Below are 23632 nucleotides of genomic sequence, written 5' to 3'. Positions count from 1 at the left end.
GGAGAAATCGCTATCTTAGAGGTCTCGCTGCATCGTAATCGCCGCGCTCCCGTCGTCGTAGTAGCCCTCCTCTCGGCCGACTTCCTCGAACCCCATCGACTCGTAGAGGCGTCTCGCGGCGTCGTTGTCGGGACGGACCGAGAGCCGAATCGTCGCGCAGTCTCGCTCGCGGAGCAAATCGAACGCCCCCGCCAGCAGGCGGCGAGCGCGCCCCTCCCGGCGGTACGCGGGCGCGACGGCGATTTCCGCGACGTAACTCGTCTCCCCGTCGTGAAGCGCGACGAGGTAGCCCGCGAGGTCGCCATCGGGCGTCGCGGAGACGAGGACGACCGGCGGGCCGTCGATGGCGTAGGCCAGTAGCGCGGGATTCGGCTCCCGGAGGTAGGTCTGAATCTCGCGCAGAGTTGCACGGTCCGCGGGGCGAGCGAGTCGAATCACGGCAGGACGACCACCGCGAGACCCGCGCCGACGAGCGCGCCGGTCAGCGTGGCGAGGAAGTTGACGCCCTGATTGCCCAGTCGGTCGCCTTCGAGGGTCGCGCCGAGCAGGCTGTCCATCGTCATGCCGCTGACGCCCGCGACGGCCACCACCGCACCGCCGGTCACCCCGACGTTCCCGAAGAGGGCCGCCGCGATGGCCGCGACGACGGCCGCGCCCGCCGCGCCCGCGAGTTCGCCCTGCCACGTCACCGCGCCGTCGGTGCCCGGTTCGACGCGTTCGAGCGTGGTGATGAGCCGCGGGTCGTCGAACACGCCGCCGATCTCCGAGGAGAGGGTGTCGCTCATCGCGGTGGCGATGGAACTGGCGAACGCGAACAGGAACACCTCACCGCCGACCGCGAACTTGTCCTGCGCGGCGTAGGCGAGGACCGCGACGAGCGCGACCGCCGCGTTCCCGAGGACATTGCCCGACCCGCGCGCGCCCTCGTTCTCCTCGGCGACGCCGCGGGCCTCCTTCTCCTCGTAGCGGAACTTCGTCGAGAGGCTCCCGATGCCGAAGAAGGCGATGAGGACCGCGAACCAGCCGTAGCCGCCGAGGACGATGGTGAGCATCGCCAGCAGCGCGCCGGTCATCATCCCCGGAATCGAGGCGGCGTCGAGCGCCCACGAGACGTAGCCGAACAGCGCGGTGACCGCGAGCGCGACCGCGATTCCCTCGACGGTGACCATCACCGCGAGGTCGGCGAACAGCCACAGCAGGAACGCCACCGAGAGCATGACCAGCGGGTCGTCGCGGGCGAACAGCACCGAGCGCAACAGTCCCGCCAGAAGGGCACCGCTGGACGCCAGAAAGACGATTTCGGGCAGGACGGGCGTGACCTCGATACCGACGACGCCGAGCGCGACGGCCTGTCCCGCCACGGCCGCGACGATTGCCCCGGCGACGAACGCGCCGGTTCGGAGAATCGGCTCGGCGTCGAAGCGCCACGCTAACTGCTGGGCGAGGTTGCCGTAGCCGACGACGAGGACGCTGGCGACGAGAACGTGGTCCGGCAAGCCCGCGAACCACGAGAGGAGCGCGATGCCGGTCGCGGCGAAGCCGAACGCCGCGAGGCCGTGGAGACGGCCCTCCTGTCGGTCCGCGGGGCGGGCGAACCACTCGAACACCGGTCCGTCGGTGACCGAGAGCGCGCCCACGGCGACTGCACCGAACACCGCTGCGGTCGCCCACTCTAGCGTGGGTGCCGCGAGCGCCAGCGTCGAGACGACGGCGTATGCCGCCGCACGCCGAACTCTGGTCGTCACGTTATCCCCCCGTTCCGCCGACGCCCACTTAATCCTCCCGAAGCGGCGGGCGTCCTCGGAACGGAAATCGTCAGACGAACGTCCGACGACCGCCCGACAGCGGCGGGTTTCGGGAATCGAGTTCGGCTTTCCGTCGGCTCGGACACGACGGAATTTTACCGCGGTGCGGACTGATTCGACCCTCGGCTTCGCCGCGGAACCGCCCATTTTCGTTCCGGCGCGTGCGGGCGCGGCCCGCCGTCGCGGTGTTGTGCGGTGCGGTCAACTCCATCGTTCAAGCCTGAAGCTAGCTTCTCGTCTCCATCAGGTTTCGTCGGGTTCTCTCCGACTTCGACGGTTCCACTTCTGGACTCCTCCGGAGAATCCGGCGCGAAATGACACCGCGGAGTGAACGAGTCGTCGTCCGTGACGTTTAGGACGGTGGCCGTCGAATCCTCGGGCGTGGGAGTCTACGACCGCTATCTCGCCGCCCGCCTCCGCAGGCACGACGCCGACACGCCCGACCACATCGCGGTCATCATCACCGAGCGCGACCTGCTGGAACAGGGCGCGTACGCGACGCTGGAGGCGTTCTTCGAGTGGGCCTTCGAGTACGGCGCGGAGCGCGTGACCGTCTACGTCAGCGTCCTCGACCCCGAGGCGGCCCCGACCCTGCGGCGCGAACTGGAAGACGTGTCTACCCCGTGCCGGTTGGCGGTCCGCGGGCCGGATGACACCCAGCGCGCCGACGCACCGATTCAGGTCTCCATCGGTCTCGGCGGTAAACACGAGTTCGCGGGCGCGGTCCAGAAGATAGCCGCGGACGTGCAGGACGGCGAACTCAGCCCCGAGCAGGTGGACGAGACCGAAGTCGAGGAGCATCTGGTGTTCCCCGAGAACCCCGACCTCGTGTTGAAGACCGGCGCGGAGCGCCTCTCGGACTTCATGATCTGGCAGTCGGTGTACTCGGAACTGTACTTCACCGACGTGAACTGGCGGGACTTCCGGAAGCGGGAGTACCTCCGGGCGTTGCTGGACTACAAGAATCGACAGCGGCGGTTCGGGCGGTAGGCGGGGCTTCCCGCTACTCCACCGACGACTCGCCGTCCACGTCCAACTCCTCGATTCCCAACTCCTCGACGCTCGACTCCTCCGGCAGGTTCCCCCGGAAGCGGTCGATGACGCTCCGGGCTTCTTCGAGTTCCACGCCGCCCAGTTCTCGGACCAGCGCCAGCGCGCGGTTGGCCTTCGCGCGTCGCCACGACTCCTCGCGGGACTCGTAGGTCCGGATACCCCGCAGGAAGTCGATTTTGGAGAACTCGGGCCAGTAGGGCGTGCAGAAGAACACCGCGGCCTCGTTGCCGTTGGCGTGCCACGGCAGGAAGTTCGAGGTGCGCTCGTCGCCGCCGGTCCGGATGATGAGGTCCACGTCCCGGACCGGGCAGTCGTAGATACGGTCCTCGATGGCCGACACGTCGATGTCCTCGGGGTCGAGTTCGCCCGCCTCGACGGCGCTGGCCACGTCGCGGGCCGCGTTGAGGAGTTCGTTCCGCCCGCCGTACGCCAGCGCGACGTTGAGGGTGAACGAGTCGTAGTGTTCGGTCCGGCGCTCGGCGTAGTCGATGGCTTCTCGGACGCGCTCGGGAAGCGCGTCCCGGTCGCCGATGACCCGAATGCAGACTTCGCCGTCGTGGACGCGGTCGTCGTCGCCGAACTCGTACAGTTTCCGCTCCAACAGGTCGAACAGCGCCTCGTTTTCGTGGTCGGGACGCTCGAAGTTCTCGGTCGAGAAGGTGTACAGCGTCAGCTCCTCGACTCCCATCTCCTGACACCAGTGTAACACCTGCTCGGTCGTCTGGGCGCCCGCGCGGTGGCCGTCGGGGGCGTCGCCGCCCTGTTTGCTGGCGTAGCGTCGATTCCCGTCCTGAATGACCGCGACGTGCGTCGGTGCGCCCGAGATTTCCCGTCTGAGGAGTCGCTCGTAGGCTGCCTGAACTCGCCGCTGTGCCCACTGTAGCATCCGTTAGTGGCATCGACACTGCCGAGAGCAATTAGCCTTTTGACCACGGTTCGTGCGAGACCGTCTCGCTGGACCAGGTTCGGTGCGGTGCATACCTTTTTAAGCGTGGAACGCCATTGGACAGACGCAATGGCGAAAGGTACGGTTGATTTCTTCAACGACACTGGCGGTTACGGTTTCATCGACACTGAGGACGAGGACGAAGACGTGTTCTTCCACATGGAAGACATCGGCGGTCCCGACCTCGAAGAGGGGCAGGAAGTCGAGTTCGAGATAGAGCAGGCGGACAAGGGTCCGCGCGCGAAGAACCTCGAACGCCTGTAATCGTATCGCGTAGAACTGAGCTTTTATTGACGCCGACCCGATAGCGGCAGCGCTGGCGCGATAGCGCGATACGCCGACTCGACCGCCGCCGAGCGATGCACCGAAATCGGACGTTCTCGGCGGAACCGTAGCGCGTTTAACGGGCGGTCGGCTTGCTTCGAGTATGGAAGACGCACTCGACGAGGACCTCTACCGGCGGACCAAGCAGTTGCTCGAACCCGGCGACATCGAACTCAACGGGGCCGTCGTCCACACCGACTTCGGGGGCGACGAAGAGACGGAGATGCATCAGGCGACGGTAGACGTGGGCGACGTCATCGCCGAACACGCGGGCCACGAGCCGACCGACACGTTCGTCTACTCGGGCACCGACGACACCGACTTCGCGTCGAACCAGCATCAGGGCCTGACGCTGGACGACGAGTCGTTCGTCTGGGAGTGCCAGCAACTCCTCCGCGAGGGCACCTTCGACGTGGTGTTCTACTACGAGGCCAGTGCCGACCACGAGGCCATCCTCGACGGGATTCGGGGCCTCGGCTTCGAAGTGACCGGCGTGGAGGGGTGAGACGGTGGGCGAGCGGTCCCGCGCGAGCGACCCGGAGACGACCCTCGCGGCGTGTCGCGCGGGCGACCCGAGAACGAACGCCGGTGGCGGCGCACGCGCACCCACGTGCGAGGACGTGTCGCGTTTGGAAGGGTTTACGTACCGGCCGTACCAAGACCCGGATAAGAGCGGTACGGCGGGAACTCAAGGGTGACAACATGACTCTCGGAATCTCTCTCTCTGACACACGACTCGGGAGGCGGTGCCCGTGAGCGCGGCGACCGGCGTCGTCTCGGGCATCCGAATCAGCCACGACCGCGCGAGCCTCGACGACGTGGAGGCGGCCTGCCACGCCGACGCGGAGACCGTCTTGGGCCGACTCGCCGACGTGCCGGGCGTCCGCGAGGCGTTCGCGCTCCAGACGTGCAACCGGTTCGAGACCTACGTCGTCACCGACGGCGCGGCGACCGGCCGGGCCGTGCTGGCCGACTTCGCGCCCGACGTGGGCGGCCACTCGGTCGTCGAGATGGGCCACGAGGAGAGCCTCCGCCACCTCCTGCGCGTGGCGGCCGGACTCGAATCGCTCGTCCTCGGCGAGGACCAGATTCTCGGACAGGTCCGGGACGCCTACGAGTCGGCCCGCGAGGTCGGCGCGCTCGGCCCGATGCTCGACGACGCCGTGACGAAGGCCATCCACGTCGGCGAGCGCGCCCGGACCGAGACCGCCATCAACGACGGTGCCGTCTCGGTCGGGAGCGCGGCGGTGAACCTGCTGGACGAGCGGACCGCCCTGACCGAGGCGACGGCGCTGGTCGTCGGCGCGGGCGAGATGGGCACCATCGCGGCCCACGCGCTCGCCGACGCCGACGTCGAGACGCTCTACGTCGCCAATCGATCGCTCGACAGCGCGACCGAACTCACGGAGACGGTCGCTCACGACGAGGCGTTAGCGGTCGGTCTCGACGGTCTCTCCTCGGCACTCGACGCGGCCGACGTGGTCGTCACGGCGACCGGAAGCGAGGGCCACGTCCTCGACGCCGAGGACCTCCGCGACGCGGGCGAGAGCGTCGTCGTGGACATCGCCCAACCGCGGGACGTGTCGCCGGCCGCGGACGCGGTGGACGGCGTGACCCTCCACGGCATGGCGGCGTTGGAGTCGGTGACCGACGCGACCGAGCGCCGCCGCCGGGCCGCCGCCGAGTCCGTCGAGGCGATGATAGACCGGGAGTTCGAACACCTGCTGGAGAGCTACAAGCGCAAGCGCGCCGACGAGGTCATCTCGGCGATGTACGAGAGCGCCGAGCGCGTCAAGGAACGCGAACTCTCGGAAGCCTTCTCGAAACTCGACGCCCGCGGCGACCTCTCGGAGGACCAGCGGGAGGTCGTCGCCGCGATGGCCGACGCGCTGGTCTCGCAACTTCTCGCGCCGCCGACCGAGAGCTTGCGCGACGCCGCCGCTGACGACGACTGGGGTACCATCAACACGGCGCTCCAGTTGTTCGACCCGGACTTCGGCGAGCGCGGCGATTCGGCCGACGAGGGGTCGGCCCGACCGCCCGAGTTCGTCCGCGAGCAGTTCGGGGGCGAGATTCCCGACGAGATGGCCGACCAGATGCCCGACGACGTGCAGGCGATGATCGCCGACGACGACTGAAGCGTCTCGGTAGTTCCCGAACGGAATCACTGCTCTCTCCTCGGACGTGCGGCGGAAAGCGCCACCGACCTTTTTGACCGAGAACGCCGAACGTCCACCCATGGCAGACTTACTCTCCGACGACGAAATCGAGACCCAACTTCCGGACGGCTGGGAGCGCATCGACGACGAAATCGTCCGCGTGTACGAGTTCGACGACTACCTCGAAGGCGTCGCGTTCGCCAGCGAAGTCGGCGAACTCGCCGAAGAGGAGTTCCACCACCCGACCATCGTAATCCGGTACGAGGAAGTCGAAATCCGGTTCACCAGTCACGAGGAGGGCGGCATCACCGACGACGACGTGAACATGGCGGAACTGACGAACGACCTGCGCTGACGACGATGGACGCTCGCTACGTCTTCGCGGTTCGGTTTCGCCTCGACCCGACGGTCGGCGGCGTCTCGGTCGAACCGAACGAGTTCGAGACGCGACTCTCCCGCGATGCCGACCTGCCGGGCGAGGAGGGGTGGCTGTTCTTCCGCGACAACCTCTGGCGCGGGGAGATAAACGACGAGCGCCACTTCCGGCGACTGACCGAGGAGGCGCTGGACGCGACCGTCCTGTCGGTCGAGTACCGCGCGTTCGAGACCGACGAGGAGTATCTCGACGCGTTGAAAGACGAGATTGGCGCGGACTTGGCGACGTTCAACGACGATTCGGTGTCGGCGGTGCTGAACAAGTACCTCGGGAGTTCCATCGAGGTACAGGAGTAGCGCCAGCGCCCGAAAGACCGGTCGGCGAACCCACCTCCGAAAAAGGCTTAAATTACCCGAGCGCCTACACGAGTGTCCCTATGGTCGCCCGCGAGTACGATTACTGGCTCTTGGACTTGGACGGCACCCTCATCGACGTTGACTGGTCGTATCCGCGCTCGGTGTTCGATAGGGTCGGCGACCGCCTCGGTCGCGAGTTCACCGACCGCGAGGCCGAGATTCTGTGGCACGGTCTCGGCGGGAACCGCAACGAGCAGTTGCGCAAGTGGGGCATCGACCCCGAAGACTTCTGGCCGGCGTTCCACGACATCGAGGACCCACAGCGCCGTGCCGAAGAGACGTACCTCTACGACGACGCCGCGTTCGTGGCAGACCTCGACTGCCCGGTCGGCCTCGTGACTCACTGCCAGTCGTTCCTCGCCGACCCCGTGCTCGACGAACTCGGCATCCGCGACTGGTTCGACACGGTCATCTGCTGCGACGAGGACTTGGGCTGGAAGCCCGACCCCGCGCCGCTCCACCACGCCCGCGAGCAAATAGGGGTCCACGGGGACGGCTACGACGGCGTCTACGCGGGCGACGGCGCGAGCGACGTGGGCGCGGCGTGGAACGCCGGACTCGACGCGATTCACGTCGAGCGCCACGGCCACCACCGTCGGGAGCAGTGCGTCCTCGGAGACTACCGAGTGGAGAGCTTCGACGAGTTGCTGGCGATGGCGGAGTCGAACTGAGTCCGTTAGAGGACGTTGTGTTTTCTTGGGCAACCTATTGCCTTACTTGAGAGTTGTTTTGTCGCTTTCAGGTCGAACTGCAACAGTAACCGCAGAGGACGTCGCGACGACGGTCTCGAAATCCCCCGCCCCGTCGGCTAATTCGCCGAGCGCATTCCGGTGGTCTTCGTCACCGAGCGCGTCCGCGACGAGAGCCGCGTCGAGCGCTACCGGTCGAACCCCGGCAAGTCGCCCAGAACGGCGTCCAGTCGCTCGTCAAGCGCGGCGTCGAGGTCCCGGACGCCGGGCTTGGACTCGCGGTCGGGGTTCGCCAGCACGCGCACCGTCTCGGTGTCGACCGGGACGAAGCCGAGGCCCAGTTTCTCGGCGGTCGCGCGCAGGCCGAGACCGGCGTCGGTCCGCCCTGCGGCGACCTTTCTGGCCGGACTCTCGTGGGCCTTCGCCGCGAGTTCGAAGCCGTCGATGGACTCCACGAGGTCGTGGCGGGTCGCACCGCGCTCGTCGGCGAGGTCGGCCAGCGCGTTCCCGAGGCTGGTCCGCAGGCCGGAGTCCGACCCCCGATTGACGAATCGCAGGTCGCGGTCTACGAGGTCGGCGAGACCGGCGATGTCTTCGGGGTTCCCCGACGGCACGACCAGTCCCCACTCGCGCCGGTAGCTGGCGAGTTCGGTGGCATCGACGCCGCGGTCGCTCGCGGAGTCGGCCGGTTCGCCCGAGGTGACCGCGAAGTCGGGCACGCCGTCCCGGAGGCGTCGCAGGCCCTCGCGCGACCCGACCGAGAGGTATCGCGGGCGCTCGACGGCGTCGAGCAGGCGGGCGAGGGCGGGGTCGTCCTCGCCGACGCCCAGCACGGTCGGCGGGCGCACGTCCGGCGAGAACAGTTGCACTTCGACGGTCTCGCCCTCGGCGAGGTAGGCGGTGTCGGCCGGGACCTCGACCACGCCGTCGGCCTCCACGAGGCTGGTGGTCGCGCCGCTTCCCTTGTCCACGACGTAGGCCAGCAGGTCGCCGCTCGCGGCTCCACCGCTCGTATTCGAGGCGCTTCGGGGCTCGCCGGTCTCTGTGAGACCCACGGGCATCATCCGCATCCGGCCCTCGCCGTAGCGCTCCTCGGCGGCCATCCGCGCCTCGACGGTCGCCGTCGCCGGTTCGGGCACCCCCGCGGCGCGCCGAATCGCGGGCGCGACGAACGTCCGGAAGATGGTCAGCGCCGAGACGGGGTAGCCCGGCAGACCGACGTAGGCCGAGTCGCCCACTCGCCCGACCAGCATCGGCTTGCCGGGCTTGACGGCGACGCCGTGGAGGAGCAACTCGCCGCGCTCCTCGATGACCCGGTAGATGACGTCCACCGCGCTCGCGCTCGTGGACCCCGAGGACAGCACGAGGTCGCACTCCGCTGCGGCCTCCCGCAGAATCGCCTCCATCTCGTCGTAGTCGTCGCCGGCGTGCGGGTAGAGCTTCGGTTCGCCGCCCGCCTCCTCGACCGCGGCCGCGACGGTGTAGCTGTTCACGTCGTAGATTTGGCCCGCCGCGCTATCGACCTCCTCGCCGGGCCGCACCAACTCGTCGCCGGTCGAGACGATGCCGACGGTCGGCTTCCCCCGGACCGGAACCGACTCGACGCCGAGCGCCGACAGCAGGCCGATTTCGCGGGCCGTGAGCCGGGTTCCGGGACCGAGCGCGCGCTCGCCGGCGGCCACGTCCGCGCCCGCGAGCATCACGTTGTCGCCGGGCGCGACGGCGGTCCGGACCGCGACGGCTTCGCCCTCCTCGGACTCGTCAGTTCGTTCGACCATCACCACGCCGTCCGCGCCGGGAGGCATCACCGCGCCGGTCGAGATTTCGACGGCTTCGCCCTCGCCGACGGCTACGTCGGGTTCCTCGCCGGCGTGAACGGTTCCGGCGAGGTCGAGAGTCGCGGGGTCGGTCTCGTCCGCGCCGAAGGTGTCGCGGGCGCGCACGGCGTAGCCGTCCATGCTCGCGCGGTCGAACCCCGGAACGTCGAGTTGGGCGTCGATGCGGTCGGCGAGGACGCGGCCCCGCGCCTCGGCGAGCGGGACCTCCTCGGGGTCGGGTGCGAGGTCGAGGCTGGCGATTGCGTCGCGGGCGTCTGCGGGGTCGGCGAGGTCTCTGAACTCCTTTCGGTCGGTCATTGCGTATCGGCTCCTGCGTTCGTTTCGGGGGTCGGTTTACGGGTGAGCGATTCGGCTACTGCGGTCTCGCCTCGACGGTTCGGTGTTCGCTCGGCCGGTAGTCCACCGTCCTCGGCGGACTGAAAAGGCGCGCGAGGGCTTACGAGGAATCTGCTGTCTCGTTTACTTCGTCTGCGGTACCGTCGCCACCGTTGCAAACGGGAACTGTTACGTTTCACGCCGACCACTCCCAGTCCTGTACCGCCACGACCTCGCCCTCTGGAATCCCCTCGCGGCCCTCCGGCACTTCGACCCAACCGTCCGCGAGTGCGACGCTCGACAGCACACCTGACCCCGAGGCTCTGGTCGGCGTGGCGACCGGTCTCCCGTCGTCGCCACCTGCCTCGACCTGTACCCGCGCGAAAGTGCGAATCCCCGGTTCGCTCCGAATCTTCCGGGCGAGTCGCGCCTCGGTCGTCGGGAACGACTCGCGGGGAAGGCCGCCGACCGCCTTCAATGCAGGCCGGAGGAACTGGACCGCGTTGACGATGCAGGCCACCGGATAGCCCGGTAGCACGACGACGGGCGTCTCCTCCACAACGCCCACGGCGACGGGGTGACCGGGTTTCAGCGCGACGCCGTGGAACAGGATTTCCCCGAGGTCGGACACTACTTCCGGGAGCAGGTCGCGCTCGCCGACCGACGAACCGCCGGTCGTGACCACCACGTCCTTCGTCAGGTCGCGCTGGATGGCCGCCCGGAGCGCGTCGCGGTCGTCGGTCACGACCTCGCGGTACGTCGCCGCGCCGCCCCACCGTTCGACGTACTGCGAGACGGTCAGCCCGTTGGTCTCGACGACTTCGCCGGGGTCGGGGTCGGACTGGACCAACTCCTCGCCGGTCGGAATTACGCCGACCGTGGGTCGCTCGCGGACCGTCACCGCCTCGACGCCGACCGACTTCAACAGGCCCATGTCGGAGGGCCGCAGGCGGTGGCCGGCGTCGTAGAGGTGCTGGCCCGATTCGACGTCCTCGCCGACCGGCGCGACGTTCTCGCCCTCGGCCACGGCGTCGAAGACCTCCACGTCCCGTCCGAACTCGTCTACCTGCTCTATCATCACCACCGCGTCCGCGCCCTCGGGGAGTTCGCTCCCGGTGTGGACCCGGACGGCCCCGGACGGTTCCATCTCCTCGACGTTCCGCAACACCTCGGGCGAGCGGTCGCTCGCGCCGAAGGTGTCCTCGGCGCGGACCGCGTAGCCGTCCATCGCCGCGCGGGGGTAGTGGGGCACGTCCCGCGCCGCGACGACCGCCTCCGCGAGGGCGCGCCCGTCGGCGGACGCGAGCGGGACCTCCTCGGTCCGGTCGTGGGGCGCGACGGCGTCGAGGAGTCGCTCGCGGGCCTCGCCGACGCGGGTCTTGTCCTTGAACCCCGACTCTCTTCTGTCGGGTTGCTCCTCGGTCATGGGTAGAAATCGGCAGTCCGCGGCCAAAAACGTGTGGGAACGGGCCGCAGACCGCGACCACACCCTTTTTCGCCCTTCCGTCCTAAGATGCAGGTATGTCAGCGCTTCGTGAGGCCATGCGGGAGTTGCCGGACGCGGTGTTCGCCGACCTGCTGGAGAGCGACGACGCCTACCTGCTGGTCATCGACCTGCCGGGTGTCAACGAGGAGACGGTGGACGTGGGCGTCAGCGACGGGCGACTCGAAATCGAGGCGCGCCGCGAGAAGGACGTTCCCATGGAGTTCTCCTACCTCCAAGAGGAGCGGTCGCTGTTCCTCGACGCCGACCTGCCCCTGCCGCCGGACGCGACCGGTGCGGACGCCGAGGCGACCATCGACCGGGGCGTGCTGGAGATTCGCCTGCCGAAGCGCGAGGCGACGCCCGAGCAGGAAATCCCCATCGAGAGTCGGTGACGCCGCGAGGTGGTCACACTGGTTAACCTCCGCGCGTACCGGCGGTTCTTCGTCGTGGCGTACCACTTCCTGCCGCTGCTGTTGAGTTACGCCCGCGACCGCCGCCGGTTCCTGTTGTTCGGCAGTCGCCGCCGGGTCGATAGCGAGACGCGCGTCGAGCGCGCCAACACCCTGTTGGAGTCGCTGCTGACGCTCGGGCCGACGTTCATCAAACTCGGGCAACTGCTCTCGACGCGGCCCGACGTCCTCCCGCCCGAGTACGTCGAGGTGCTGTCGAAGCTCCAAGACGAGGTGCCGCCCGCCGACTGGGCCGAGGCGCGCGCGGTCCTCGAAGACGAAGTGGGTCCCATCGAGGAGCGGTTCGACGCGTTCGACACCGACGCCATCAGCGGCGCGAGCCTCGGGCAGGTCTACATCGCCGAAATCGACGGCAAGGAGGTCGCGGTGAAGGTCCGGCGACCGAACATCGAGGAACTGGTCAACGCCGACCTCCGGGTCATCCAGTGGTCGCTCCCCGTTCTGATGCGCTTTATCGGGCAGGCGCGGGCGTTCTCGCTGGAGACCCTCGCCGACGAGTTCGACCGGACCATCAGGCAGGAGATGGACTACGAGCGCGAGGCCGCGATGCTAGAAGAGATTCGGTCGAACTTCGAGGGCAACGAGGACGTAGCGATTCCCGCGGTCGTCGATTCGCACTCCGGTCAGCGCGTACTGACGATGGAGTACATCACCGGCACGAAGATTAACGACGTGGAGGAACTCGACGCGGTGGGCGTGGACCGCCACCAGCTCGCGGTCAACTTACAGGAAGCGTACCTCCAGATGTTGCTGGAGGACGGCGTGTTCCACGCCGACCCGCATCCGGGCAACCTCGCCGTGCGGGACGACGGCACCATCGTCTTCTACGACTTCGGGATGTCGGGTCGCGTGGACGAGTTCGTCCAGGACAAGATCATCGACTTCTACATCGCGGTGGCGAACCAGGACATCGACGGGATTCTGGACGCGCTCGTGGAGATGGGCACCCTCAGCCCGGAGGCCGACCGCGCGACGATGGGCGACGTGATGGAACTGGCCATCGAGGACGCCCGCGGCGAGGACATCGAGACCTACCGCGTCCAGCAGATCGTCGAGCAGGTCGAGGACACCATCTACGAGTTCCCCCTGCGCCTGCCCTCGAACCTCGCGCTGGTCCTGCGCGTCGCCACCGTGGTCGAGGGGGTCTGCGTCACGCTCGACCCCGACTTCGACTTCATCTCGGTGGCGACCGACTATCTGACCGCACAGGGCTACCGCGAGGAGTCGATAAAGCAGTTCGCCAGCCAGACCGGCGACCAGATTCAGCGGTCCATCCAGTCGTCGGTCCGGGTCCCGCCGAAACTGGAGGACACGCTGGACCGCATCGAGCGCGAGGACTTCTACGTCCGGGCCGACGTGGAGGACGGCAACGACGTCTTCGAGAAACTGGCCAAGCGACTCGTCTACGGCATGTTGCTGGCCTCGGGCGCGTTCTCGACCGCATTCCTCTACGCGCTGACCTCCGTCGAAGCCGCGGCGGTCGCGGCGGTCTTCTCGTTCGCCATCGCGGCCCTGCTCTACCGGACCTTCCGCGGACGCAAGGGGACTCGAGTCACCCCGCAGTTCACCCGCCACGAGATGCGCCAGCGGCGGGGCGGTGAGTGAGGCCGTCCCGGAGCGTAACGGGTCGCCTCCCGAGCGAAGCCGGTCTCGACTCTTTGCGGGAGTGCCACTCGTTCCACAACCAGCATGCCGTTTTTCGACTCGATTTCGTCGGGAGCCGTGAGTCCGACCCGCCGCGGAGTCGTCACTACGAGGCCCTCTGCCCGACTAGTTTTAGGATAGCCAAAAACAGATTAGCGTTTTGGAAACTCTTTTTGGCCAGTGGTGAGAACGAACGCACATGGCACTCTTCGAGAACCTCGTGCTGGTGTTCGTCGCGGGACTCGTGACGGCGCTCGCCACGGGTCTCGGCGCGCTCCCCTTCTTCGTGGTCGAGGACTTCAGCGACCGCTGGAACGTCGCGCTGTGGGGACTCGCGTCCGGAATCATGGTCTCGGCGTCGCTGTTCGGGTTGATAAACGAGGGGCTGGCCTACGCGGCGGGCGGCTTTCCGACGCTGATGGTCGGCGGCCTGTTGGCGGGCGTCGTCCTCGTGGAGGTCGCCGACTGGGCGCTCGACACCATCGACGTCGGGGTTCACACGGGTCACGGCGACGCGGACGACGGCCGCGACGCCGACGAGTCGGTCCACGCCGACGGCGGGGGCCACGACCACGACGACCACGCGATGGAGGCCGAGGCCATCGCCACGGGCGACCTCAAGACGCTCGTCCTCGTCCTCGGCATCCTGACGGTCCACAGTTTCCCGGAGGGCGTCGCCATCGGCGTCTCGTTCGCCGAGTTGGGCTTCGAGGGCGGCATCCCGATTCTGGGCTTCTCGGTGCCGCTGCTCGCCGTCTTCATGACCGTCGCCATCTCCATCCACAACGTGCCCGAGGGGTTGGCTATCTCCATCCCGATGCGCGCGATGAACGTGAGCAAGTGGCGGATGGTCGGCGCGGCCGTCTTCTCCAGTCTCCCCCAACCCATCGGCGCGGTCGTCGCGTTCGTGTTCGTGCGCTGGGCGCAGGAGTTCCTCCCGTTCGGCTTCGGGTTCGCGGCGGGTGCGATGATATATCTGGTCGCCACCGAGTTCGTCCCCGAGGCGCTGGAGACCGGCGCGGACCTCCCCGGCAACGGTTACAAGGAACTGGTCGCCGGACTCGCCGCCGGAATCGCCGCGATGGTCCCGCTGATGTACGTCTGAAGACGTGAGCGGTGTGTGGCGAGACGAGTTCGAGCGAGGGCTGACGACTGTCGCTTCCCGTGACTTTACGCTCGTCGCCCGCGTGTCGTCGGTATGGACATCGCGCCCTTCGAACTCGAACGCTGGTTCGCCGAGTACGAACATGAGGCCGACATCATGCTCGCAGAGAGCGGCATCCGGAGCCTCGAAGCCGACCGGTTCGACCTCGACCCCGGCAAACTCGGCTACGTCATTCCGACGAACGGCGACCCCGAACTCCGGGCCGACGTCGCGGCGCGGTACGACCGCACGGCCGACGAAGTGCTGTTCACCTGCGGCACGCAGGAGGCCAACCTGCTGGCGTTTCTGTCCGTCCTCGACGAAGAGCGGGCGCTCGGCGGCGACGCCGCCTCCTCGTCGTCCGGTTCCGGTTCGCGGAACCCCCACGCCGTCGTCGTCACGCCGACCTATCAGGCGCTCCACGCGGTGCCGGAGGCGCTCGGCGACGTGAGCAGAGTCCCGCTCGAACCGCCGAACTGGGAGTTGGACGTGGACGCGGTGGCCGACGCGATGCGCCCCGAGACCTCGGTCGTGGTCCTGAACAACCCGAACAACCCGACCGGGCGCTACCACGCCGAGGAGAAAGTCCGGGCGCTCTACGACCTCGCGGCCGACCACGACGCCTACCTGCTCTGCGACGAGGTGTATCGCCTGCTCTCGTCGGACCCCCTGCCGCCGGTGGCGAGCATGGGCGAGTACGGCATCAGTACGACCAGCCTGACGAAGGCGTACGGTCTCGCCGGCCTGCGGTTCGGTTGGATAGCCGGGCCGTCGGAGGTCGTAGAGCGCGCGTGGCAGTGGAAGGACTACACCACCATCTCGCCGTCCATCTTCGGCCAGCACCTCGCCCGGCAGGCGCTCGGCGAGCGCGAGGCGTCGATTCTGGCCGAGAACCGCGAACTCGCGGCACACAACTGCGAGCGCGTCCGGGAGTTCGTCTCCCAGCACGACTTGGCGTGGTACGACCCGGTGGGCGTCAACGGGTTCGTCTCGGTGCCCGACGGATTCGACGGGAGCGTGGAGTTCTGCCGGACCGTGGTCGAAGAGGCGAGCGTCGTCCTCGCACCGGGCGAACTGTTCGGCTACGGCGATTACTTCCGCATCGGGTTCGGCCTGCCGACCGACGAACTGGAGGAGGGTCTCGCGCGGGTCGGTGACTGCATCGAGCGCCACGGCTGACCGTCCTCGGCGTCGCCGCGAAACCGCCGTCCGTGCAGTGCATTCCCACGATTGAGATGCGTAGTCGTACCACGTTCTCTGATTTCGGCGAAACGCCCTCAGATTCGGTTTTAAAATTTCTAGAGCGCTCTGAAGAATTTATAAAACGTCGGGCGAGCTGCGTGAATCCGCCGAAAAGCTCCGGGTCGGGGGTAAAAGACGCAAATTTCCGCTAACGCTCTTCCCTTTATATGGGGTTGGGGTTCCAAGCGGGAGATAGGTGACCACCCCAATGTCGAACGCTCCCTCCACCATCGACAGCCCGCTCACGGACGAACTGCCCGACAGCCGACTCGCAGACGCCCTCGAACTGGGCCAGTCGGCCCTCGACGTGCTGGCAACGCCCTTCCAGTTCGTCGGCTTCTGGTCGGCGGTCGTGTTGCCGCTGTTCTACGTCCCGGTGCTGGCAGGCTGGCTCGGCGGCGGAGTTCCCGGCTTCGAGCGCGTGTCGCTGGGCCTCCTGCTGGCGGTCCACGCCGTCGCGCTCCTCGCCGGCCACGGCCACCGGGCCGACTGACGCTTCGTCCGACGAGTCACCTGCCGCCCGTCGGTCCGCTGTCGTGGTTCACCCCGCTCGGCTCTCCGCCGGACACGCTCTCCGTCCGCACTCGCCCCGCCCGAATCTTCGGCCCTCCGCTCGCTCCTCTCTCCGCTTCGACCGCCTCGCTCCCAGTCACCGCCAGTCGCCACGGCCAGAGCTGTCGGCCACGTGAACCGACCGTACGGACGAAATGACGGGAAGCGGGGGAAAACGCATTCCAAACTGTTTATACCGTCGCATCTGCTATCCGGCCATATGGCAAAAGAGCAGAAGGAAGTGCGGGACCTGCAGGAAGGCAACTACGTGATGATCGACGACGCGGCGTGCGAAATCAACTCCTACAGCACGGCCAAGCCGGGCAAGCACGGCAGCGCGAAGGCCCGCATCGAGGCCGAGGGCGTCTTCGACGGCAAGAAGCGCAGTCTCTCTCAGCCCGTGGACGCCAAGATTTGGGTCCCCATCATCAACCGCAAGCAGGGACAGGTCGTCTCCGTCGAAAGCGCCGACGTGGCGCAGGTCATGGACCTCGAAACCTACGAGACCATCACCATCAAGACCCCCGGCGACGTCTCGCTCTCCCCCGACGACGAGATCGAGTACCTCGAAATGGACGAGCAGCGTAAGATTCTCGAATAGATGTTTCCCGGCGCGTCCGCCGACCGCGAGCAGGCTTCCTACGTGGTCGTCGGCGCGCCACTCGACGTCTCCACGACGTTCCAGCCCGGTGCCCGGTTCGGCCCGGAGCGAATCCGGCGGTTCGCCCGGACCTACGACGACTACGACGCGCGCACCGGCCGGCACTTCTCCGACCTCGCGGTCCACGACCACGGCGACGTGCGAGCGTGGGACGACGCCGCCGAGTATCTCGACTATCTGGAAGGCGTCGTCACCGACGTTCGTTGGGACGACGCCGTGCCCCTTCTGCTCGGCGGCGAGCACACCGTCACGGTCGCGGGCGTCCGCGCGACCGACCCCGACGTGTTCGTCTGTCTCGACGCGCATCTCGACCTGCGCGAGGAGTACGACGGCAACGAGTTGAGCCACGCGACCGTCACCCGCCACGCGCTCGATGTGGCCGACGAAGCCGTCGTTTTGGGCGCGCGAACCGGGAGCGAAGCGGAGTGGACTCGGGCCAGCGAGTCGGACGTGACGGTCGTGGCCCCGGAGGACGTGGCCGACTGGTCGCCCGAGTTCGATTCGGACGCGAGCGTCTACCTCAGTGTGGACATCGACGGCGCGGACCCCGGATTCGCGCCCGGTACCGGGACGATGGAGCCGTTCGGCATGACGCCTCGGGAGATGCGCGACGTGGTGCGCGAGGTGGCCGCCACGGGGAGCGTCGCGGGTTTCGACGTGGTGGAGGTCAACGACCGCGACGACGGACAGGCCGCGGCGCTCGGCGGGAAGTTGCTCCGCGAGTTCGTCTTCGCGGACGCAGCGGTCGCGGACCCGGACGGCTGAATCGTCGAGCATCGACGCCGAACCCCACTTCTGACAACGAAATTTGTTCCCTAAAGCCACATATTTATTTCCGAGATAATGTTTTTTGTTGCTTTCGGGCCGTTTCGTGACTCGCCTCGCTCCCGAGCAGTTTCGTCCCGACGGGACCCTCAGGTAACTCGAAAGCCGGCCGAACACGTCAGACCTATGACTTCAGGCGTTGCCTGAACCAGACGAAACGGGCAGTAAAGACTTCATACTTAATCGTGCGAGTTGCTTTGGTATATGGTGTGACTCGACATACCACAAGCAGACGAGAACTGCTGAAGTACAGCGGCGCGGCGGTCGGCACCCTCGCTTTCGGAAGCCACGTCGCCGGAGCGGCCCGGAGTGGTCCGGCGGCGAATCGATTCGTCGTGGACACGAAGGAGGCCGGACGGAACGCGTTCGAGGGGACGGACCTGACAGTGACCCACGACCTCGACGCTATCGACGCAGCGGTGGTTCGCGGCGCGGAAGACGAGGTGGCGTCCGTCACTGACGCCTACGCGCCGGACGTTCGAATCTCGCGGAACGAACCGGTCGAACGGGTCGGGCCGGACGCGCACGAGGAAGACGGCTCCGAGGAGTCGCTGTACGAGTACCAGTGGGACAAGCAGGTTCAGGACATCCGCGAGGTCCACGAGGAGACGCGAGGCGAGCAGACCCGCGTGGCGGTCATCGACTCCGGCGTGGCCGCGGACCACCCGGACTTGGCCCACGCCGTCAACGAGGACCTGTCTCGCAACTTCACGGCGGACAATTACGGCGCGGCCGGCCCCTACGGCGGCTATCACGGAACCCACGTGGCGGGCATCGTCGCGGCGGGCGACAACGACTTCGGCGTGCTGGGGTCGGCACCCGAGACGGAAGTCGTCGATTGCCGGGTGTTCTCGACGGGACCGTACGCCTACTGGGGCGACATCTTGGCCGCGATGCTCTACAGCGCCGAAATCGGCGCGGACGCGGCGAACCTCAGCCTCGGGGCCTATCCGGTCTCCCGCGAGGGCTACGGCAGTTTCTACGGCAAAGTGCTCAACCGCACGACGACGTACATCGACCGGCAGGGCACCCTGTTGGTGATGTCGGCGGGCAACGACAGCGCGGACCTCCAACACGACACGCCGTACTGCTACGAGAACGACGCCGGGGAGACGGTGTGTCTCAACCCGATCAGCGTCCCGAACGAGGCCGCGAGCGTAATGAGCGTCAGCGCGACCGGCCCGATCGGCTTCGAGTGGGGCGACGACGGCGTAGAAGACTCACCGAAGAGTCCGGCGTTCTACACCAACTACGGGACGAACGCCGTCAACGTGGGCGCGCCCGGCGGTGACGCCGACCTGAGCGCGCTCGGGAACTACGGCGGTGCGGCGTACCACGACCTGGTTCTGAGTACGATTGCAGTCCCCTCCTACGGCGACGACGGCGAGTACGAGGGTGCCGAGTACGGCTACGGCTACGCGGCCGGGACGAGCATGGCCGCGCCGCAGGTTACGGGCGCTGCCGCGCTGGTCAAGAGCAGCGCCGCCGACCTGAACGCCAACCAGGTGCAGAACGCGCTGGAACAGACGGCCTCGGTGCCGGACGGCTACGACAAAGCCTACTACGGGCACGGTTTCGTCGACCCCCTCGGTGCGGTCCAGTCTCGGTAAGCGGACTCTCTTTTCGGAAATCGTCTTCGACCTCGCTGGGACCACCGGAGATACAGATACAAGCCCTCCCGAACACAAACCCCGAACATGGACCTTTCCGAAATTGTCGCCGGATACGACGACGAACTCCGAACGAGCGACTACGCCGACGTGGACGCGAGTTCGAACGGACTCCAAGTCGGCCCTGACGAACGCGAGGTCGAGACCGTCGCGTTCGCGGTGGACGCCGCCGAGCAGACCGTCGAGGCCGCGGCCGACCGCGGCGCGGACCTGCTCGTGACTCACCATGGACTCTCGTGGGGCGGCATCGAGCGCGTGACCGGCAGTCAGTACGGTCGCATCGCGCCCCTCATAGAGAACGACGTGGCGCTCTACGTCTCGCACCTCCCGCTGGACGGGCACCAAGAACTGGGTAACGCGGCCGGCATCGCGGACCTGCTCGGTCTCGAATCGCGCGACCCGTTCGGCGAGTTGGGACCGGAACACGTCGGCCAGCGCGGGACTGCGCCCGACCCCGTTCCGACCGACCGCCTGCGCGAGACCCTCGAATCCGAACTCGACCACTTCGGGCAGGGCGTGCGCGTCCTCGACTTCGGCCCCGAGAAAATCGAAGACGTGGCCATCGTCACCGGGAGCGGCGTCGATTGGCTCGACGAGGCCGTCGAGTCGGGCGCGGACGCTCTCGTCACCGGCGAGGGCAAGCAGAAGGCGTACCACGAAGCGCGCGAGGCCGGTATCACCGTCTTCCTCGGGGGCCACTACGCCACCGAGACGTTCGGCGTGCGGTCGTTGCAGTCCGTCGCGGAGGAGTGGGGCCTCGAAACGACGTACATCGACGCGCCGACCGGACTGTAACCCCGATTCACTACACCATGCCCGAACTCCGCGACACCTACCACGCCGCGCTCCAGCACGGCCACGTGACGCCCGCCGACGAGGACCTCGTGGTCGGCGTCGTCCGTCGGCCCTCCTACGGCATCGAGAACCACCTCGACGAGAACGTCCCCGAACTCGCGCCGCCCGAGGACCTCCTGAGCGAGTTCAAGACCGTCGCCGACGAGCGCGACGACCTGACCCACGACGAGGCCTGGGACCGCGTGGACTTCGGCGCACGCTATCGCGACCACCTCCGGACCGACTCGGCGCGGACCGCGATGGACGACCTCCTCGCGGAACTCGGCTCGCGGGACGTGTGGCTGGTCTGCTACGAGAACACCGACAACAAGCGGTGTCACCGGACGATTCTCCGGGACGTCCTCCGCGAGCGACACGACCGGTAGCGCCGCTCAGTACTCCGCTTCCGCCCGAATCTCGTAGTGTCGCGCCCGGTCGTCCCACCGCGAGAGGACTTCCCGCGCCTCCGGCGGGACGTGAGCCTGCTCGTAGTCCTCGCCCGCGAACGCCGCCACCGCGTCGAGCGAGTCGAACCGCATCGCGGTGACGAACTCGACTTCCGCCTCGTCGTCGCTCTCGTCGTCTGCGCCGTCCGCGCTGTTCTGGCTGTCTGCGCCGCCCGCGCCGCTCTCGCGTCGGAGGACGCGGAACCCGCGATACCCGTCGTCGGTCTCGTCGGCGAACCCCGGAAATATCTCCTCGCACAGGAGTCGTTCGTACTCGTCGGCGTCCTCGAGCGCGGTCCACCCGCGCCAACGTCGTTCTATCACGGACGGGGGTTCGCCGCGGAGGACGTTAGTCTCCGGGTTCGGACTCCCGTCGAACCCGACGCGGCGTCGGCCACACGCATTTGTCGCCTCGCGTTCCAGACCACGCATGGAGACTCAGAACTTCCTGTTCTGCTCGCTGGACGAACCGCTCGTCGGGGACCTCGCGTGGCAGATTCGCCGGGAGGGCCACGACGTGCGCTACTACGTCGAGTCCGAGTCCGAGGCCGAAGTCGCCGACGGGTTCGTGCCGAAGACCGATGACTGGCGGGCCGAAGTCGAGTGGGCCGACGTAATCGTCTTCGACGACATCTGGGTGGACGGCGAGTTGGGGACCGGCGAAATCGCCGAGGAGTTGCGCGAGCGCGGGAAGGCCGTCGTCGGCGGCACCCCGGCGACCGACCGCCTCGAATCCGACCGCGGCTACGCGATGGAGGTCCTCTCCGACCACGGCGTCGAGACCCTGCCCCACCGCGAGTTCACCGACTTCGGCGAGGCCATCGAGTACGTCGAGGACAACCCCGCGCCCTACGTCGTCAAGCCGCTCGGCGAGGTCCAGAACGTCAAGCGCCTGCTGTACGTCGGCCGCGAGCGCGACGGCGGCGACGTAATCGACGTCCTGCGCGCCTACGAGAAGTCGTGGGGCCACCGGATGAAGGGATTCCAGCTCCAGCGCCGCGTCGAGGGCGTCGAAGTCGCAGTCTGCGGCTTCTTCGACGGCGACTCGTTCGTGGAGCCGATAAACATCAACTTCGAACACAAGAAGCTGTTCCCGGGGAACATCGGTCCCTCGACCGGCGAGATGGGAACCTCGATGTTCTGGTGCCGGCGCAACCGACTGTTCGAGACGACCCTCGGCAAGTTGGAGGGGTGGCTCGCGGACGAGGGCTACGTCGGGTCCATCGACGTGAACTGCATCGTGGACGACGACGGCGTCTACCCGCTCGAATTCACGCCCCGGTTCGGCTACCCGACCATCACCCTGCAGGAGGAGGCGATGGAGTCGCCGACCGGCGAGTTCTTCGCCGAACTCGCCCGCGGTGAGGACCCCGACCTCTCGGTCCACAGGGGCTATCAGGTCGCGGTCCGAGTCTGCGTACCGCCGTTCCCCTTCGACGACGAGACCACCTTCGACGAGAACTCGCGGAACGCCGCCGTCGTCTTCGAGGACCCCGAGCGGACCGCGGGCGTCCACATCGAGGACACGAAGAACGTGGAAGGCCAGTGGCGGGTCGCGGGCACCTCGGGCGTCGTCCTCGTCGTGACCGGCACGGGCGAGACGATGCGCGACGCACAGCGACAGGCCTACGACCGCATCGGCAACGTCGTGATTCCGAACATGTACTACCGCGACGATATCGGCGACCGGTGGGTCGAGTCCGACGGCGACCGGTTGCAGGCGTGGGGTTACCTCGGCGGCGCGTAGCCGCGACGCTCCGGCGTCGCCGACGCACCACTTCCGGAACCTATCGGGCGACGCCGAAAAGACTCAAGAGCGAAACCGCTGTTGCTGGCGGCGATGGTTGGGCCGAACTCCGAGCAGTCGATTTCCCGGCGTAGCGTCTTGAAACGGACCGCTGGCGCGCTCGCGGTCGGCGGTGGCGGACTCGCGGCGAGCGAGACCGCGCTCGCGCGAGAGGCGGACGCTCGCCCGCCGCGGTCCCGGCGCGCGAGCGAACGGCACACGGGCGTCACCTGCGGGACCGGCCACTCGGAGGGGTCCACGTTCACCGTCGAGTCGCGGTGCGACGGCGACGACTGCGCCGTCGTCCGGTTGAACGGTCTCGCTCCGTCCTGCGTCGGCGGGAGCGAAAAGGCGTACGCCGACCTGCCCGGCACGGAACCGACGATTTGGATGAACCTCCGAAACGGCGAGATTCCACCCCGGACCTACCGCGTGGTCGGGACCGAGCGGTGCGAGTCGGGTGCCGGCGCGTGTTCGGGCGAGGACCTCTACCGACTCACGTTCCGGCCGGCCGACGACGGTTAGCGTCCCTTCCGCCGACCGAACCGGTCGCCGAGGCGACCGACCGCGCTCAGCGTGACCCCCACGGCGTACGCGACGCCTTCGAACGTGACCTCGAGGGTCAGTCCCACGACCACCGCGACGAGAGTGAGGAGACCGACGAGAGCCAGAAAGACCGCGACCCCGGCGAGACCGAGGAGTTGGACGAGACCGACGAACAGCAGCGCTAACAGGGCGAAGATACCGAGGACGACGAGTATCGTCACCTGTTTCGCGGGGCCGATGTCGGTTTCCATGCGAAACGTTGTCTCCGCACACAGGTATCGTTGACGGTCGAATCTCGCGCCGGGCCGACGTTCTCGGAAATAGATAATACTAAAACCCCCCAGTTCAACTTGAATTACGTGTCCGCCGGGTTTCAACAACCCTCGACGGTTGCCGGAGCAACGG

Annotated in this window: 26 protein-coding genes; 19 read left to right on the top strand and 7 right to left on the bottom strand. The window is 67.5% G+C overall.

The annotated features are described in order from the left end of the window. Positions 1 to 15: 15 nt before the first annotated feature. Complete coding sequence (locus tag M0R88_RS02060; RefSeq protein WP_248655306.1) at positions 16 to 438, bottom strand: GNAT family N-acetyltransferase; 423 nt, start codon at positions 436 to 438, stop codon at positions 16 to 18. Continuing rightward, a complete protein-coding gene (locus tag M0R88_RS02055) occupies positions 435 to 1745 on the bottom strand; it encodes a DUF92 domain-containing protein (RefSeq protein WP_248655305.1) in 1311 nt (436 codons plus the stop codon). The genes M0R88_RS02060 and M0R88_RS02055 overlap by 4 nt, the downstream gene beginning before the upstream one ends. 441 nt (positions 1746 to 2186) lie before the next feature. Between M0R88_RS02055 and M0R88_RS02050 the strand changes: the two genes are divergently transcribed. Further along, positions 2187 to 2795, top strand: a complete 609-nt coding sequence (locus M0R88_RS02050) for an undecaprenyl diphosphate synthase family protein (protein WP_248655304.1) — start codon at positions 2187 to 2189, stop codon at positions 2793 to 2795. A 13-nt stretch (positions 2796 to 2808) separates the two neighbouring features. Here M0R88_RS02050 and uppS read toward each other — a convergent pair whose 3' ends face one another. Next, positions 2809 to 3744 (bottom strand): polyprenyl diphosphate synthase, encoded by a 936-nt coding sequence (gene uppS / locus M0R88_RS02045; protein WP_248655303.1) that lies wholly within the window; start codon positions 3742 to 3744, stop codon positions 2809 to 2811. A 129-nt stretch (positions 3745 to 3873) separates the two neighbouring features. Between uppS and M0R88_RS02040 the strand changes: the two genes are divergently transcribed. The 6 genes from M0R88_RS02040 to M0R88_RS02015 all read left to right on the top strand — a co-directional run bounded on the left by M0R88_RS02040 (position 3874) and on the right by M0R88_RS02015 (position 7750). Further along, entirely contained in the window at positions 3874 to 4068 is a 195-nt protein-coding gene (locus tag M0R88_RS02040; RefSeq protein ID WP_248650910.1) for a cold-shock protein, read from the top strand. 163 nt (positions 4069 to 4231) lie between these two features. After that, positions 4232 to 4633, top strand: a complete 402-nt coding sequence (locus M0R88_RS02035; protein ID WP_248655302.1) for a DUF5778 family protein — start codon at positions 4232 to 4234, stop codon at positions 4631 to 4633. 247 nt (positions 4634 to 4880) lie between these two features. Beyond that, entirely contained in the window at positions 4881 to 6266 is a 1386-nt protein-coding gene (hemA, locus tag M0R88_RS02030; protein WP_248655301.1) for a glutamyl-tRNA reductase, read from the top strand. A 100-nt stretch (positions 6267 to 6366) separates the two neighbouring features. Then, positions 6367 to 6642 carry a 4a-hydroxytetrahydrobiopterin dehydratase gene (locus M0R88_RS02025; RefSeq protein WP_248655300.1) on the top strand — a complete coding sequence of 92 codons (276 nt, stop codon included), beginning with the start codon at positions 6367 to 6369 and terminating at the stop codon, positions 6640 to 6642. Positions 6643 to 6647: 5 nt separating this feature from the next. Next, positions 6648 to 7019 carry an LWR-salt protein gene (gene lwrS / locus M0R88_RS02020; RefSeq protein ID WP_248655299.1) on the top strand — a complete coding sequence of 124 codons (372 nt, stop codon included), beginning with the start codon at positions 6648 to 6650 and terminating at the stop codon, positions 7017 to 7019. Positions 7020 to 7099: 80 nt separating this feature from the next. Continuing rightward, positions 7100 to 7750, top strand: a complete 651-nt coding sequence (locus tag M0R88_RS02015; protein WP_248655298.1) for an HAD family hydrolase — start codon at positions 7100 to 7102, stop codon at positions 7748 to 7750. A 206-nt stretch (positions 7751 to 7956) separates the two neighbouring features. On the opposite strand, the gene M0R88_RS02010 is transcribed toward M0R88_RS02015, so the two are convergent. Further along, entirely contained in the window at positions 7957 to 9903 is a 1947-nt protein-coding gene (locus M0R88_RS02010) for a molybdopterin biosynthesis protein (RefSeq protein WP_248655297.1), read from the bottom strand. Between the two features lie 214 nt (positions 9904 to 10117). Next, complete coding sequence (locus M0R88_RS02005; RefSeq protein WP_248655296.1) at positions 10118 to 11347, bottom strand: molybdopterin molybdotransferase MoeA; 1230 nt, start codon at positions 11345 to 11347, stop codon at positions 10118 to 10120. Positions 11348 to 11442: 95 nt separating this feature from the next. On the opposite strand from M0R88_RS02005, the gene M0R88_RS02000 reads away from it, so the two are divergent. The 10 genes from M0R88_RS02000 to M0R88_RS01955 all read left to right on the top strand — a co-directional run bounded on the left by M0R88_RS02000 (position 11443) and on the right by M0R88_RS01955 (position 20835). Continuing rightward, on the top strand, positions 11443 to 11799 hold the full coding sequence (locus tag M0R88_RS02000) for an Hsp20/alpha crystallin family protein (RefSeq protein WP_248655295.1): 357 nt from the start codon (positions 11443 to 11445) through the stop codon (positions 11797 to 11799). A 9-nt stretch (positions 11800 to 11808) separates the two neighbouring features. Continuing rightward, positions 11809 to 13482 (top strand): ABC1 kinase family protein, encoded by a 1674-nt coding sequence (locus M0R88_RS01995; RefSeq protein WP_248655294.1) that lies wholly within the window; start codon positions 11809 to 11811, stop codon positions 13480 to 13482. A gap of 238 nt (positions 13483 to 13720) precedes the next feature. Next, on the top strand, positions 13721 to 14626 hold the full coding sequence (locus M0R88_RS01990) for a ZIP family metal transporter (protein ID WP_248655293.1): 906 nt from the start codon (positions 13721 to 13723) through the stop codon (positions 14624 to 14626). A gap of 93 nt (positions 14627 to 14719) precedes the next feature. Further along, positions 14720 to 15844, top strand: a complete 1125-nt coding sequence (locus M0R88_RS01985) for an aminotransferase class I/II-fold pyridoxal phosphate-dependent enzyme (protein WP_248655292.1) — start codon at positions 14720 to 14722, stop codon at positions 15842 to 15844. A gap of 271 nt (positions 15845 to 16115) precedes the next feature. Then, positions 16116 to 16400 (top strand): DUF8028 family protein, encoded by a 285-nt coding sequence (locus tag M0R88_RS01980; RefSeq protein ID WP_248655291.1) that lies wholly within the window; start codon positions 16116 to 16118, stop codon positions 16398 to 16400. A gap of 279 nt (positions 16401 to 16679) precedes the next feature. Next, positions 16680 to 17060, top strand: coding sequence for a translation initiation factor IF-5A (locus tag M0R88_RS01975; protein ID WP_248655290.1), 381 nt, complete (start codon positions 16680 to 16682; stop codon positions 17058 to 17060). Then, positions 17061 to 17885, top strand: coding sequence for an agmatinase (gene speB, locus M0R88_RS01970; RefSeq protein ID WP_248655289.1), 825 nt, complete (start codon positions 17061 to 17063; stop codon positions 17883 to 17885). It abuts the gene before it with no gap. A gap of 269 nt (positions 17886 to 18154) precedes the next feature. Continuing rightward, the gene (locus M0R88_RS01965) at positions 18155 to 19555 is read left to right on the top strand and encodes a S8 family peptidase (RefSeq protein WP_248655288.1); all 1401 of its coding nucleotides are present in this window, start codon (positions 18155 to 18157) and stop codon (positions 19553 to 19555) included. 87 nt (positions 19556 to 19642) lie between these two features. Then, positions 19643 to 20410: a Nif3-like dinuclear metal center hexameric protein gene (locus M0R88_RS01960; protein ID WP_248655287.1), complete on the top strand. Its 768-nt coding sequence runs from the start codon at positions 19643 to 19645 to the stop codon at positions 20408 to 20410. 17 nt (positions 20411 to 20427) lie between these two features. Then, complete coding sequence (locus M0R88_RS01955; RefSeq protein WP_248655286.1) at positions 20428 to 20835, top strand: DUF488 domain-containing protein; 408 nt, start codon at positions 20428 to 20430, stop codon at positions 20833 to 20835. A gap of 6 nt (positions 20836 to 20841) precedes the next feature. On the opposite strand, the gene M0R88_RS01950 is transcribed toward M0R88_RS01955, so the two are convergent. Further along, positions 20842 to 21219, bottom strand: coding sequence for a hypothetical protein (locus tag M0R88_RS01950; RefSeq protein ID WP_248655285.1), 378 nt, complete (start codon positions 21217 to 21219; stop codon positions 20842 to 20844). Positions 21220 to 21325: 106 nt separating this feature from the next. Between M0R88_RS01950 and M0R88_RS01945 the strand changes: the two genes are divergently transcribed. Further along, positions 21326 to 22642: a phosphoribosylglycinamide synthetase C domain-containing protein gene (locus M0R88_RS01945; RefSeq protein ID WP_248655284.1), complete on the top strand. Its 1317-nt coding sequence runs from the start codon at positions 21326 to 21328 to the stop codon at positions 22640 to 22642. 93 nt (positions 22643 to 22735) lie between these two features. Further along, a complete protein-coding gene (locus M0R88_RS01940) occupies positions 22736 to 23206 on the top strand; it encodes a hypothetical protein (protein ID WP_248655283.1) in 471 nt (156 codons plus the stop codon). Here M0R88_RS01940 and M0R88_RS01935 read toward each other — a convergent pair. After that, positions 23203 to 23478, bottom strand: a complete 276-nt coding sequence (locus M0R88_RS01935) for a hypothetical protein (RefSeq protein WP_248655282.1) — start codon at positions 23476 to 23478, stop codon at positions 23203 to 23205. The genes M0R88_RS01940 and M0R88_RS01935 overlap by 4 nt on opposite strands. Between the last annotated feature and the right edge of the window lie 154 nt (positions 23479 to 23632).

Origin of the sequence: Halorussus gelatinilyticus (assembly GCF_023238445.1) — an archaeon.
GTDB lineage: Archaea > Halobacteriota > Halobacteria > Halobacteriales > Haladaptataceae > Halorussus > Halorussus gelatinilyticus.
This window is presented reverse-complemented; position numbering and strand designations above follow the sequence as displayed.

Bases quoted from the DNA above. Each gene is read 5' to 3' on its own strand.
- uppS (WP_248655303.1), bottom strand. From the start codon at position 3,744: ATGCTACAGTGGGCACAGCGGCGAGTTCAGGCAGCCTACGAGCGACTC.
- M0R88_RS02040 (WP_248650910.1), top strand. From the start codon at position 3,874: ATGGCGAAAGGTACGGTTGATTTCTTCAACGACACTGGCGGTTACGGT.
- M0R88_RS02035 (WP_248655302.1), top strand. From the start codon at position 4,232: ATGGAAGACGCACTCGACGAGGACCTCTACCGGCGGACCAAGCAGTTG.
- M0R88_RS02025 (WP_248655300.1), top strand. From the start codon at position 6,367: ATGGCAGACTTACTCTCCGACGACGAAATCGAGACCCAACTTCCGGAC.
- lwrS (WP_248655299.1), top strand. From the start codon at position 6,648: ATGGACGCTCGCTACGTCTTCGCGGTTCGGTTTCGCCTCGACCCGACG.
- M0R88_RS02015 (WP_248655298.1), top strand. From the start codon at position 7,100: ATGGTCGCCCGCGAGTACGATTACTGGCTCTTGGACTTGGACGGCACC.
- M0R88_RS02010 (WP_248655297.1), bottom strand. From the start codon at position 9,903: ATGACCGACCGAAAGGAGTTCAGAGACCTCGCCGACCCCGCAGACGCC.
- M0R88_RS02005 (WP_248655296.1), bottom strand. From the start codon at position 11,347: ATGACCGAGGAGCAACCCGACAGAAGAGAGTCGGGGTTCAAGGACAAG.
- M0R88_RS02000 (WP_248655295.1), top strand. From the start codon at position 11,443: ATGTCAGCGCTTCGTGAGGCCATGCGGGAGTTGCCGGACGCGGTGTTC.
- M0R88_RS01990 (WP_248655293.1), top strand. From the start codon at position 13,721: ATGGCACTCTTCGAGAACCTCGTGCTGGTGTTCGTCGCGGGACTCGTG.
- M0R88_RS01985 (WP_248655292.1), top strand. From the start codon at position 14,720: ATGGACATCGCGCCCTTCGAACTCGAACGCTGGTTCGCCGAGTACGAA.
- M0R88_RS01980 (WP_248655291.1), top strand. From the start codon at position 16,116: ATGTCGAACGCTCCCTCCACCATCGACAGCCCGCTCACGGACGAACTG.
- M0R88_RS01975 (WP_248655290.1), top strand. From the start codon at position 16,680: ATGGCAAAAGAGCAGAAGGAAGTGCGGGACCTGCAGGAAGGCAACTAC.
- speB (WP_248655289.1), top strand. From the start codon at position 17,061: ATGTTTCCCGGCGCGTCCGCCGACCGCGAGCAGGCTTCCTACGTGGTC.
- M0R88_RS01960 (WP_248655287.1), top strand. From the start codon at position 19,643: ATGGACCTTTCCGAAATTGTCGCCGGATACGACGACGAACTCCGAACG.
- M0R88_RS01955 (WP_248655286.1), top strand. From the start codon at position 20,428: ATGCCCGAACTCCGCGACACCTACCACGCCGCGCTCCAGCACGGCCAC.
- M0R88_RS01945 (WP_248655284.1), top strand. From the start codon at position 21,326: ATGGAGACTCAGAACTTCCTGTTCTGCTCGCTGGACGAACCGCTCGTC.
- M0R88_RS01940 (WP_248655283.1), top strand. From the start codon at position 22,736: ATGGTTGGGCCGAACTCCGAGCAGTCGATTTCCCGGCGTAGCGTCTTG.
- M0R88_RS01935 (WP_248655282.1), bottom strand. From the start codon at position 23,478: ATGGAAACCGACATCGGCCCCGCGAAACAGGTGACGATACTCGTCGTC.